Origin of the sequence: Acaryochloris sp. CCMEE 5410, from assembly GCF_000238775.2 — a bacterium.
GTDB lineage: Bacteria > Cyanobacteriota > Cyanobacteriia > Thermosynechococcales > Thermosynechococcaceae > Acaryochloris.
In genome coordinates, this window is record NZ_AFEJ02000001.1 from 3149516 (window position 1) to 3161609 (window position 12094).

General features: G+C 47.3%; 13 protein-coding genes and 1 pseudogene. 7 read left to right on the forward strand and 7 right to left on the reverse strand.

What is annotated here, in order from left to right; all coding sequences use genetic code 11:
• Nucleotides 1-123: 123 nt before the first annotated feature.
• A protein-coding gene (locus ON05_RS14345; protein WP_262561752.1) for an ISAs1 family transposase occupies nt 124-1211 on the forward strand; the annotation gives its coding sequence in 2 pieces (ribosomal slippage) (nt 124-586 and nt 586-1211; 1089 coding nt in all).
• A gap of 326 nt (nt 1212-1537) precedes the next feature.
• On the opposite strand, the gene ON05_RS14350 is transcribed toward ON05_RS14345, so the two are convergent.
• From ON05_RS14350 to ON05_RS14365, 4 genes are all read right to left on the reverse strand, one after another.
• Complete coding sequence (locus ON05_RS14350) at nt 1538-1936, reverse strand: type II toxin-antitoxin system HigA family antitoxin (RefSeq protein ID WP_010467564.1); 399 nt, start codon at nt 1934-1936, stop codon at nt 1538-1540.
• Nucleotides 1920-2219, reverse strand: a complete 300-nt coding sequence (locus tag ON05_RS14355) for a type II toxin-antitoxin system HigB family toxin (RefSeq protein ID WP_010467562.1) — start codon at nt 2217-2219, stop codon at nt 1920-1922. Before ON05_RS14355 ends, ON05_RS14350 begins: the two co-directional genes overlap by 17 nt.
• A gap of 94 nt (nt 2220-2313) precedes the next feature.
• A complete protein-coding gene (locus tag ON05_RS14360; protein ID WP_010467560.1) occupies nt 2314-3684 on the reverse strand; it encodes a lipopolysaccharide assembly protein LapB in 1371 nt (456 codons plus the stop codon).
• A gap of 109 nt (nt 3685-3793) precedes the next feature.
• Nucleotides 3794-5044 (reverse strand): DUF4331 domain-containing protein, encoded by a 1251-nt coding sequence (locus tag ON05_RS14365; RefSeq protein ID WP_010467558.1) that lies wholly within the window; start codon nt 5042-5044, stop codon nt 3794-3796.
• A 211-nt stretch (nt 5045-5255) separates the two neighbouring features.
• Between ON05_RS14365 and ON05_RS14370 the strand changes: the two genes are divergently transcribed.
• A complete protein-coding gene (locus ON05_RS14370; RefSeq protein WP_010467557.1) occupies nt 5256-5822 on the forward strand; it encodes a sigma-70 family RNA polymerase sigma factor in 567 nt (188 codons plus the stop codon).
• Between the two features lie 172 nt (nt 5823-5994).
• Nucleotides 5995-6600 carry a cupin domain-containing protein gene (locus tag ON05_RS14375; protein WP_010467555.1) on the forward strand — a complete coding sequence of 202 codons (606 nt, stop codon included), beginning with the start codon at nt 5995-5997 and terminating at the stop codon, nt 6598-6600.
• Nucleotides 6601-6988: 388 nt separating this feature from the next.
• Here ON05_RS14375 and ON05_RS14380 read toward each other — a convergent pair.
• Together ON05_RS14380 and ON05_RS14385 are read right to left on the reverse strand one after the other, a co-directional pair.
• Nucleotides 6989-8077, reverse strand: a pseudogene (locus ON05_RS14380) (ISAs1 family transposase).
• Between the two features lie 41 nt (nt 8078-8118).
• Nucleotides 8119-8664, reverse strand: coding sequence for a DUF1353 domain-containing protein (locus tag ON05_RS14385; protein ID WP_262561756.1), 546 nt, complete (start codon nt 8662-8664; stop codon nt 8119-8121).
• 220 nt (nt 8665-8884) lie between these two features.
• On the opposite strand from ON05_RS14385, the gene ON05_RS38540 reads away from it, so the two are divergent.
• Nucleotides 8885-9331 (forward strand): phage integrase N-terminal SAM-like domain-containing protein, encoded by a 447-nt coding sequence (locus tag ON05_RS38540; RefSeq protein WP_029315135.1) that lies wholly within the window; start codon nt 8885-8887, stop codon nt 9329-9331.
• On the opposite strand, the gene ON05_RS14395 is transcribed toward ON05_RS38540, so the two are convergent.
• Nucleotides 9290-10654 (reverse strand): tetratricopeptide repeat protein, encoded by a 1365-nt coding sequence (locus tag ON05_RS14395; RefSeq protein WP_010472352.1) that lies wholly within the window; start codon nt 10652-10654, stop codon nt 9290-9292. The two genes, ON05_RS38540 and ON05_RS14395, sit on opposite strands and share 42 nt — an antisense overlap.
• Nucleotides 10655-11031: 377 nt before the next feature.
• On the opposite strand from ON05_RS14395, the gene ON05_RS14400 reads away from it, so the two are divergent.
• Genes ON05_RS14400 through ON05_RS14410 form a run of 3 tightly spaced genes read left to right on the forward strand, consistent with a single transcriptional unit; the run spans nt 11032 to nt 11968 of the window.
• A complete protein-coding gene (locus ON05_RS14400) occupies nt 11032-11391 on the forward strand; it encodes a hypothetical protein (protein ID WP_262561758.1) in 360 nt (119 codons plus the stop codon).
• Entirely contained in the window at nt 11382-11621 is a 240-nt protein-coding gene (locus ON05_RS14405) for a hypothetical protein (RefSeq protein ID WP_262561149.1), read from the forward strand. The genes ON05_RS14400 and ON05_RS14405 overlap by 10 nt, the downstream gene beginning before the upstream one ends.
• A gap of 14 nt (nt 11622-11635) precedes the next feature.
• A complete protein-coding gene (locus ON05_RS14410) occupies nt 11636-11968 on the forward strand; it encodes a hypothetical protein (RefSeq protein ID WP_262561151.1) in 333 nt (110 codons plus the stop codon).
• The last annotated feature ends 126 nt before the right edge of the window (nt 11969-12094 follow it).

Consider the following 12094-nt stretch of genomic DNA (forward strand, 5'->3'; position numbering starts at 1 on the left):
ATCCTCTTGAACAAGTTCATTCACCAGAAAGACTCAGGTATTTTAGCCATAAATACCCAGGGTTGTTTTACGTTCCTCCTAGAAAAAATAGGATGGTTCTACTGACCAACAGTAGAGAGACCGATGAGCCATCTAATTGATACATTGAAGCAAGTCCCGGATTTCCGCAGTACCCATGGCCGTATTCATCCGTTATGGCTGCTGTTGCTATTGATGGTGATGGGCATGCTTGCTGGATACCAGGGATATCGCCCCTTAGAAACCTTTACGAGCGATTATCGCCAGCCTTTAAGTGAGCTATTGGGACTTGAGAGCCTCGAAGTTCCGTCTCACTGTACCTTTCGTCGAGTGATGAAGGGTCTTGACTTCCAAGCGTTGAGCCACCAATTTGAAGCATGGATGCTCTCGAAAGCCCAGACTCACTCTCCCGATAATTATGCAGCCTCCATTGATGGCAAACGGATTCGTCAGGGGCTGACAGATGCCAAGGGGAAGCAGCGTTTTGTGGGCTTGGTGAGTTTATTTGCGGTGGAAGCAGGCATCACCCTCAAGCTCGAAGCCCTCACTCAGGAGGATAATAGCGAATCAAAGTCGTGCAGGCACTGTTGGAAACCCTTCAACTCGATGGCTTACTGATTACCATGGATGCCTTACACGCCCAAAAAACACTTGAGAAGATTGTGGCCTCGGGTAATGACTATCTCGTGGCGGTCAAATCCAACCAGGGAAGACTTTACGACCACCTCCAGACTTACTTTGAGTGTCTTAAACCCATGGCTGAGCACATCCACTCCGCCCAAAGTAGAGGACGAGATGAACATCGGTGTATACAGGTTTATGAGCCTGTCGGCATAGCCCTACAAGAATGGACAGCAATTCGCTCTGTACTTTGTGTCCAACGATGGGGTACTCGCAAAGGAAAGGAGTATCACAATACCGCCTATTACATCAGTTCAGCTGCCACCTCACCCCAGCATTGGCAATCTCTGGTCCGAGAACATTGGGGCATTGAAAATCGGTTGCATTGGCCGAAGGATGTTGTTTTTGGCGAAGATGATTATCGACTCGAAGATGAACAAGCACTGCTCAATTGGTCAGTGCTTAGAACTATTGGGATTAATATCCTGCGGCTAAACGACTATCAATCCCTCAAAACCGCGATGACTAAGCTTGCTAATCGGGTCGATATTATTTTTTCGCTGCTAACTTAAAACAGCCCTGCATAAATACCTATCCAACATTAACAACATAATTCTCATCCAAAGCCTTTTAAAAATTTATCAATGTACAGACTTAGGCTGGGAAACATGTCGTTTTTGCAAACCAATTAAGCCTAAGATAAGCATACCGATGAGCCAGCCCTTGTAAGACTTTGACCTCATTCCGCTACACCCCTGAAATTAGTATGTTGGGAGCATATCACCTTAGCAGATTTATAAATTTTGGCACTGAAAAATTGATGTTTAAAAGCAAGGCTAACAAGTCTTTAGATATGAGTATAAATACTAAATCATAAAGGTGACATGTTCCCGATTTCCTAGATAAAAAGTCCTGCATCAACGCCAAAGTAATCAGCCAAAGATTTAGCTTGAGCGATACTAATACCTCGCTTACCGTTCACCACTTCAGACACAACCCCTCGCGATCCAATAACACCTACCAAATCCTCTTGAATACATTCTTTGGCCTCCATCAAGTGCAGCAAAACTTCACGGGGACTACTGACAGGAATCGGATAAGCGGTATCTTCATACTTTTCAATCAGCATCACCAGTAGATCAAGAAGCGCTTCCTGTTCTGAGGTTTGATTTGGGAGATGTTCTAACTTTTGTGCAAGTGAGATCGCAGCCTCGTTTTCCTGTTCAGACGTGATCACTTTGGGACGATACTCCGCCAACAATTGACTGTAGATATCTGCATTAAAAGTAAGGGTCATTTTTCCAGAGGTTTTTATCGTAATCAGCGTGGGTCAAAATATATTTGATGTAGATTCGCTGCTTAACATAGTTGATATCCACAATTAAACGATAGGTATTGCCTTTGATATTGAAAACGGTGAAATTACCGACTGCTTCTGCTTGGGGGTAAACAACTTGAATTTGAGTAAGGTTTTGCCAGTGAGCCTTGGTTGCTACCCTATACCAAGCAAATAGCGCTTCACAAGAATCAGCATGCTTTTGACAAAAGTCTCGGAGAATCTTGCGACTAATAACATGCACAGAGACAACATCAAACTAGATCAACAACACTATGTTCTCGTATCGAGAATATGATGTCAATGATGGTCTACCGTTTCATAACTCTTTCAGCCCCTCAGAACTGCCCACCTAACGCCAATAAGGCTCTTGCTCGGGTGTCGAAATTAGGATCTATCGCTAACGCCTTTTGAGAATAGGTCTTGGCTTGAGCCTTATTGCCTAGGGCAGCTTCTACTAAACTGGCTCGATAGAACAAACTGGCATCTTGTATGCCGAGTGCGATCGCATCTTGCAACACACCCTGAGCCTCACGATATCGGTTCAACCGCGACAGCGCCCAAGCCAAAGTCTTCAAGGTCTCAGGATCCTGGCGAAGGCTGGCTTCTGTCTGCATTAGGGTCAACGCTTCCGGTAAATCTGCTTGGTGACCTCTCGCCAACAGTAACTTTGCTAAATCCCGACGATGACCAAAATGATCCAGATCCTGGTGATCGCGAAACTCATGTTCGGCTTTAGCCCAGAGCTGCTTGGCTTCCGTCAACTTTCCTTGGAGGACTTTCAGTTGGGCAAGTCCCTGCAAAGCTACATGATCCAGACCATGAGAGGTTTCAGGGTACTGGAGCAGTTGTTGATAGAGGGTTGCGGCAGCGCCATAATTGCCCTGACGGGTTTCCAGTTCCGCCAGTTTGACTTGGGCAAAAGAAGAATGGGGCTGTAGCTGTAGGGCTTCTTGATAGTACTGTTTTGCTAATGGTAGTTGGCCCCGATGGGCATAATAGCGGCCTAGCAATGTTCGCGCCCAGGCAGATTGAGACAGTTGATCGGGTTGTTCTAGGGCCAGGGCCTGCTGGAAATCTTGGAGGGCAGCTTGATCCTCGCCTTGGGCTACAAGGACCAAAGCCCGAAGAGTATAGCTAACCAAGGTCGGAGCCTGCTCCACCAGTTGATCGGCCACGGGTCGGGCCTGATCAAGCTGCCCTTGAGCTAGCTTGCTGGTCACAACAATTGAGAGGGCTTGCTGATTTGTGGGATTCTCTTGCAAGACTGTCTCAGCGAACTGTAGGGCTTCCGTAAACTGATGTTCCGCTTGAGCCACTTTTGCCAGGGCCAGCTGAGCTTCGGGGTTATTGAAGGGTAAGTTGACCAAAGACTGACGGGCGGTTTCTTCGGCCTCGTGATACCAGTGAGTGTTGCCAGTTGAGGAGGCCAGTTGCAGATAAAGGGTCGCGAGAGCGGCTCGGTCTAAACCATCTGTGGGATTGGCCTGAATTCGATTTTGGTAGAAGGCAATCTCGTGTTGCAGGGCATCTGTTACCGAATGTTCGACCGCATGGGAATGGGATTCCTCCTTATGAGAATGAGTTTCCCCCCCATGGGAATGAGCTCGGGCTGGCTGCCCCAGGTCAACGCTAATCCCCAACACTAGGGTGAGCGTAATGCCTGAGAGCAAAGAAGTGCGGGACCATTTCCAGATATTCAAAATCATTGCAAAACCTCATGGTGAATCAGTAAAGCTTTCATCCTCTGCAAGCCAGGGCAGGGAGATCCGCAAAGGATGAAAGCAAGCGGCTTTAGAACAGTTAGAACAGGGAGACTTAGTTGGGGAGCGCCAGGTAAGGAAACTGGGTTTGGAGTGGACTGTGGCCCTGAGAGGGATTACCAGGAGTGCCCTCATAGGAGACGTTATCCGTGGTGATCGCTCCGTTGGTCAAAACGCTCAGGGTAATATCCACCACATCGTCTTTGAGCAAGCGACCGCGAATGGGGCTGCCTTTGCTATTCAGGGCATTGCCATAACCGCTGGCATCCGTGGTATCAATTCGCATCACGTCAGGCAAGAAGGCTTGCAGTAAGGTATTGGTACGCTGGTCATCGTTGCCAATGGCTTTGAGGGTTTGAGCAGCTTCATTAACGATGGGACCCGCAATTTTGGCCGCAGGCTTTTGCCCGGCTAGGGCAGCGGCTTCAAAGTCAGGACCGACGCTGTTAAGGGCATTAAGGAAATCATTGGAAACAATCAGCCCTTCATTGACTGCCGGACGGGCCAAACGTTCCACTTGTCGATACTTACCGCCTTTGCCTCGGACGGAAATGGTTTGCCAAACATCAAAGGTCGTAGCACCAGAATCATTCTGGAGAAATTTGATGGGAACACGAACTGCGATCGCATTAACGTTATAGCCCGTTGTAAAGTCTACGGCTTTGTCAGGGTCCCGGAATCCCACGGCTGGTCCTTTGCCTAATGCCCCGGCTCGGACTCGGAAAAACTGCTCCACATCAAAGAAGAAGGGATCTTCTCGGAGTCCGGCAAAAACGGAGAGGGTCTGGCCGCCCATGGGCACTTGGGTGGTTTTGGGGTCGCTATTGAGGGGAGTGGTGATCGCTTTGCCCACATGACTACTGCCGTCGCGAATCGTGGTGATTTTGACGGTCTGAGTCTGATTGGGCTTGGGTTTACTAAATTCAAATCGCAACGTCACATCCGGCTTACCCGTGGAGGTGGCATCGTTATCGGGGGTGCGAGCAATATGAAATTCGTAGCGGGCCTTGTTATTGAAATAGTATTGCTGCCGTGCCACCGACCGAGGATTGGTATTCATAATCAACACCAAGTCATCGGTGGAGGCGTTGGGATTTTGATCGCCTTCCCGGAACACATATAAGTCCGTCAGGTTGAGATTACGGCTCTTGGTATTGGTTTCACCATCATCATGATCCGAAGCCAAGGTAGCGGGGGCAATGCTGCCCAACGAGAGGCCAAGTCCTAAAACCACGCCGCTCAATTTCAACAAAGATTTAGCAGAGAATCGGCGGGTAGCCTGATTTTGACGAGGGTTCGATAGCATGTCTATCTCCTGCGAGTACATCAATGCGTTGACAGCAACCGGAAAAGGCTGCAAATTAACTGATAATGGGCAGCAGAAGCTTGTCCGCCCTCGGGCAGACTTCGCCATTAACTTCCTTTCATTCAGCAATCTGTAGGGGTATACGCTAGGGGTTGGTGATTGGATCTGTTTCTCGAAAAATTTGTTGGAATCACGTGAGTTTAAATCGGGAATGACCGTCCAAAACACCAGTGAGGACTTGGTTTTAATCCACCAAGTGGCTGAACAGAATCAAGCCGCACTATCGACGTTGTATGACCGATATGCAGGCATCATTTATGCGATCGCATACAAAATGCTGGGGTCCGCCGAAGAAGCCGAAGAAGTGGTCTTGGATGTGTTTGATCAAGTCTGGCGCACCGCCGCTAAATATGATCGCAGTCGCAGTCGAGTCGATTCTTGGCTATTTATGCAGGCCCGCAGCCGCACCTTAGACCGCCTTCGTAAACGTCAGCGCCAAGCCAAAGTCGTCGAAGCTTCCACGGTGAATGCACCTATCGAGTCCGATACCAAAATGGCCTTGCCCGAAGAACATGCCCTGATTCAAGAACGGCGTGATCTCGTCCAAGTTGCTATGGCCCAAATTCCACCGGAGCAACAGCAGGTGATTGAGTTAGCCTATTTTCAAGGGTTATCCCAATCAGAAATTGCCAAGCAAACCGGCCTATCTCTCGGCACTGTTAAAACTCGAATTCGGCTGGGCCTCAGTAAGTTGCGAGGCATTCTCGATCATCCTTAAGGAGTAAATAAATGCGAGAAATCTACCCATAGACAGATCCAAAGTCATTTTGAGGACGTAATACTGGTATAGGCTTTTTCATCAACTCATCTCAGCATAACCAGGGTCAGAGATGAACCTGCTTCAGTCTTTCGATTAAACATCCCCACAACCCACAGGCTAAGATGTAGCTATGAATCACTCAGCCCCACAACCCAAATCTGAAGAGCTTTCCAACTGGGCGGCCTTATCGGCGCTGGGGGCTTTGGATGATGCGGATCAGCCAGTTGAAACCTTGTCAGCGGAGGAACTGGATGCAGAAATCGCTGGGTTTGAAGATGCGGTTTCTGCGATCGCATATAGCGTTCCCGCCATGCCTATATCTCCCAAGCTGAAGGAGCGGCTGTTTCAACGGATTGACTCAACAGCCCTCAAAGCACCTGAGTTATATGCCCTGATGTCTACACCGATTAATGAGTTAATTGAATGGTCTAAGTTGATGGATTGGCAAGCGGTGCCTGATTCTGACGAATTTAGCTACGCCATCTACGAAACTAATGAGCTACACCGCGAATTTGCGATATTCGTCAAGTCTGATCAGGCTGGGCTATTTCCCCGACACCATCATGCTGCGGGAGAGGAAATCTTGGTTCTTGCGGGGGATGTTGTGGTGGATGACCAGGTGTATCAGAAGGGCGATCGCATTGTGTCTGCAACAGATACCATTCATCAACCTGCCACCCGCAACGGCTGTCTTCTGTTCTGCGTTGCCTCAATGGACAATCAATTTGTGTCTTAGATGTCAAAGTAGACATCAGTCTTTGCGACCATAGACCGTCATCTATTGATTGACTGCTTTGGGTATCTTCTGATTCGACCATCCCTGCATAGTTCATCCAAGGTTGTGAACCATCAACTGGCGGAACATTCCGCAAAGAGCTTTTCCAAAGCTCTGCTAGGGAAATACCTAACAGTTCAGCTTCTTGCTTTGCAGCCTGATATTTTTCTTCAGATAAGCTACTCTGGGTGCGAAGCATCATAACGGTAAGGCTCACTGGCGTGAGCAAATTGAGAAAAGCACAAAATAGTAGCGTTTGCCGAACGTCCAGTGCAGCCAATGGTTAGGTGAAAGAAAATTGCCAAATGACTAGCCATCAAATACTGAATATAACCATATCAGGGCTGTTTTAAGTTAGCAGCGAAAAAATAATATCGACCCGATTAGCAAGCTTAGTCATCGCGGTTTTGAGGGATTGATAGTCGTTTAGCCGCAGGATATTAATCCCAATAGTTCTAAGCACTGACCAATTGAGCAGTGCTTGTTCATCTTCGAGTCGATAATCATCTTCGCCAAAACAACATCCTTCGGCCAATGCAACCGATTTTCAATGCCCCAATGTTCTCGGACCAGAGATTGCCAATGCTGGGGTGAGGTGGCAGCTGAACTGATGTAATAGGCCGTATTGTGATACTCCTTTCCTTTGCTTTGTGCCCCATCGTTGGACACAAAGCACAGAGCGAATTGCCTCCCATTCCTGTAAGGCTATGCCGACAGGCTCATAAACCTGTATACACCGATGTTCATCTCGTCCTCTACTTTGGGCGGAGTGGATGTGCTCAGCCATGGGTTTAAGACACTCAAAGTAAGTCTGGAGGTGGTCGTAAAGTCTTCCCTGATTGGATTTGACCGCCACAAGATAGTCGTTACCCGAGGCCACAATCTTCTCAAGTGTTTTTTTGGGCGTGTAAGGCATCCATGGTAATCAGCAAGCCATCGAGTTGAAGGGTTTCCAACAAAGCCTGGACGACTTTGATTTCGCTATTATCCTCCTGAGTGAGGGCTTCGAGCTTGAGGGTGATGCCTGCTTCCACCGCAAATAAACTCACCAACCCTACAAAACGCTGCTTCCCTTGGCATCTGTCAGCCCCTGACGAATCCGTTTGCCATCAATGGAGGCTGCATAATTATCGGGAGAGTGAGTCTGGGCTTTCGAGAGCATCCATGCTTCAAATTGGTGGCTCAACGCTTGGAAGTCAAGACCCTTCATCACTCGACGAAAGGTACAGTGAGACGGAACTTCGAGGCTCTCAAGCCCCAATAGCTCACTTAAAGGCTGGCGATAATCGCTCACAAAGGTTTCTAACGGACGGTACCCTTGATATCCAGCAAGCATGCCCATCACCATCAATAGCAACAGCAGCCATAACGGATGAATACGGCCATGGGCACTGCGGAAATCCGGGACTTGCTTCAAAGTATCGATTAGATGGCTCATCGGTCTCTCTACTGTTGGTCAGTAGAACCATCCTATTTTTTCTAGGAGGAACGTAAAACAACCCTGAGTCTAACAGCAGCCCAAGCCAGTAGAGCAGTAAAGGGCATTTTATTTACAGTTCTAATAATGTCATAAAACAACTTATCTGCTAGGTGTCTTTGGATCTTACAAAATTCAAGCTTCCCAGAGTGATCACGATATACAAGACCGCCATGTTTAAAGGCGAAATCATGGACAATGGACGCAATTAACATTACTCCCAGTGGTCGTAAGACACCAAAACTAAGAAAGCTGACAAGCCAAGGAAATGGGACAGATGCGCCATCAAGATGAGTTTCTGCTTCGCTGAGAGGAACTGATTGGCTTTCATAAGATCTCGGGATAACAACAGTACCACCTATCTCTTTAGGATATCTGTCGTTAAGTATCCCTATATGTATTTCCCAATCATGTTCTAATCTAAAGTATCGTTTTGCACTAGCACCTCGAAGAGATGCAAGAGGTTCACCGATGCTAGTTTTGAGCCTTAAAGGAACGAGACTGGGCCACTCTCCAAACTTAATCTCAACAGATCCAGTGTATTGCATCAACTCGCACCCATTTATATAGCCTAACTATGGTTATACGACAGACTGACGTATAACTCTCCTATATAGAATATTAGATGCCAAGTGTCGTATAACAACTTTCCAACGGGAATTATATATCAAGTGTCGCCTAATACCCCTGATTTGGATAGTATTGCGACATATTGTCGGATAAAACCCCTATTCTCACCCCTATTGAATCAAGCTTCCCATAACTGTAATGTCTCCTGGTGTCCAGAAACAGCCTCCACGCCTGCTAGATCAAGTTCGTCAATCAGCCAGACTTAGGCATTTTAGTCACAAGACTGAAAAGTCATACATCTACTACATTCGATCATTCATCCTGTTCCATCAGAAACGCCACCCTCGTGAAATGGGAATTGACGAGATTCATATCTTTCTCTCTCACCTAGCCATTGATAAACAGATAGCAGCCTCAACTCAAAATGTGGCATTGAGCGCTTTACTGTTTCTCTATCAGCACGTTCTGTCAATTGATTTACCTTACATTGACAATATTGAACGCGCTCTCAAGCCAGCACGGTTACCCACAGTCTTTTCACACTCTGAAGTCGCGAAGATTCTAGACAATATGAGTAGGGGCCACTTGTTGACAGCCAGCTTTTTAGGCTTTGGCGTTCTCCTGCTTTGTATCTCTAGCCACTGATAATCGTTCTTGAGCTTCAGCCACCCATTGATTCACTTCTGGTTGAGTCTCCAGAACAATCGGATTTTGCTGGGCTTTGGTCAGACACTTCTTCCAATCGGGTAGTGCTTGCTGTTTCTCATTCTTCGCTTCAGAGACTTTAGCCAGCATACAAAACGGATCAGGGGCATTCGGTTCAATCTGGGCTGCCTGCTGAAGATGGTGTTCAGCCTTCGTGAAAAACTCTTGATTTAGCCGTGCCCACCCTAAATTCTTGAGGAGGTTGTATTTCAACTGTTTGCCTTCAAGAGTCTTTGTATTGCCCTGTTGTTCTAGCTTCCGTAACCCTGCCTGCAATAGCGGAGCCGCTTTGCCATACTCTTCATCGACAATATCCAGCTCAGCTAGATTGTTATGAGCCTGGAGCCAAATCATCAGATCATCACAATGGTCAGCATTAGCAGCATTACAGTTCACAAGATCTTTCTGAGTCACCACCAGCTGATACTGTGCTTTCGCTTTTTCAAGCTGCTGCAAATCTTCATGGACCAAGGCCAGATTGAAATGGGCCTTAGGAAAATCTTGCTTCAGGGCAATTGCTCGATTAAAGTCCTTACGAGCACTGTCTAACTTGCCATTCTGGTAATGAGCTTCGCCATTCTGGTTGGCCGTTTCCGCAAATCCAGGCAATGCAGCATGGATACCTGCTAAACATATAACTAGAATCAGGGCGAAGGTAAAACTTGCCTCCTGCCAATAGCGCTTATTGATCCGTATCCGACTGAGAATACGCTCATAGGCTTGTCGGCCAGCTTGAGTTAAAGCACCTCCACCCGCGAGCAATGCCAATAGGCTTTGGCCGGAGATCATTAATGTTGAACCCAAGTCGATCCCCCCCGAGAAGAGACGGGTAGCGGTATCGGTAATTAAACTGGCCGAGATGGTCAAAATAACCAGGGTTCCGGCATTAAACAGCCAATCATATTCGTTCCACCAATGCCTCGGTTCTGGGGCCCTGAGAAACCACCACCAAGAAGTTTGGGGCGGATTAACCAACTGCTGCCAAGCCTCTAAGTCAAGGTGAGTGGCAATCAAGACCTCATATTTTTTGAGGTAGCAATCTAAATCCGCTAGCCGCAATAACTGCTGAGAACTCAACAATGATCGCTCCGTCATAAAGACCTGGATTTGATCCCGACAGGTCAAAAGATTGAGAATTTCTTCGGGCTTAAATTTTGCCTTTGGGCGATCAAAGATTTGCAAGCTAACACGATACTGATTCAGCAGCTTGTTGAACTCAGGTGACTGAGCAGGCTCATCAACCGTCAAAGAATGGGTATGCATCTTTACAAGCAGAATTGAATAACAGCAGTCAAGATTCAGGCGCAACCAATTTATCTAGCAAAAGCTAAAAATTATGCCATCAGCTCTTGAGAGAAAGATTATTTTTATCATAAAAATAAGCAAAAATATCTACAGTGAGTCTGGCTGACTGCCTGACAGAAGTATCTCAAAGCCTTTATTTTCATAGTCTTTGAGAAAAGAGTGGAGCGACATGTGAAGCTAGATTTAAGCACAAATCAGCGTTACTCAAATGTCAGGCTCCACCCAAATTTATCGTCAACTGTTCTCCTTTTACGTCAACACAGCCATTATCGAGATTTGCGTCATCTCATGACCCTGGGATGGATGGTGAGCGCCTTAATCTGCAGTGAACGATTATGCTTATCTGCTTGGGAATCCTATGTCCCCTGCCGAGCAAAAAAGCCCAAAGTGTCGAGCGTCGCTGGCAACGCTTTCTGTGCAATCCGCTCATTGATGTCCACAAACTGTATGTCCCTTTGGTCCTTCTAGCGCTTAAGAACTGGCGAACCCATCGCCTTTACCTAGCGATGGATACCACGGTTTTATGGAATGAATACTGCATGATTCATGTATCCGTTGTCTGCTGTGGCAGAGCAGTACCGTTGTTATGGAAAGTATTAGAGCACAAGAGTGCGGCGGTTGCTTTGAGGAATATCAACCGCTATTGCGTCAGGCCCGTTGGTTATTACGGCAGCATCCAGATGTCATGTTGTTAGCAGATCGTGGGTTCGCGAACCATCAACTGATGAGCTGGTTACAGCAGAGCCGTTGGCATTACTGTCTGCGTATCCCATGTGATGTCCTTCTCCATGGCCCCGTCAATGTCCAAGAGAAGTCCGTAGGTTATGGCCATCCAAAGGAGAAGCTCTCCTCTACCGTAATGTCGGGCTTTGGGATGATGGCCTCTATCGGTGCAATTTGGTACTGGCGAATATCCGAGGCGTAAAAGAACCATGGGCAGTGATTACAGATGAATCACCCTCGTTACAAACCTTGTGGCAATACGCCTTGAGGTTTCGGGTGGAAGAATTATTCCTCGATAGTAAATCTGGTGTGTTTGAGCTTGAAGAGTCGAAAATTCGCTGTGCTGATGCTCTGGAGAGGCTGTACCTGATTGCTGCTGTGGCACTGCTATACAGCACGACTCAGGGGATGGCTGTTCATATTAAAGGGCTACGCCAACAGGTTGATCCCCATTGGCACAGAGGCATTAGCTATCTCAAGATTGGAGCTATCTCAAGATTGGATTGCGGTGGCTCAAGGGGGTGGTCCATAAAGGACGGGAGTTGTTGATGCCAGTCCCCTTATTCACCAAGGATCCGCAACCGTATTTTGCCTCTAAAAAAGCTCAAAAGAAACACTACAACAAAATCTGGTTCTCTCGTATCCGCTCTCTACAGTGCAAAGCTTTATGAGCTA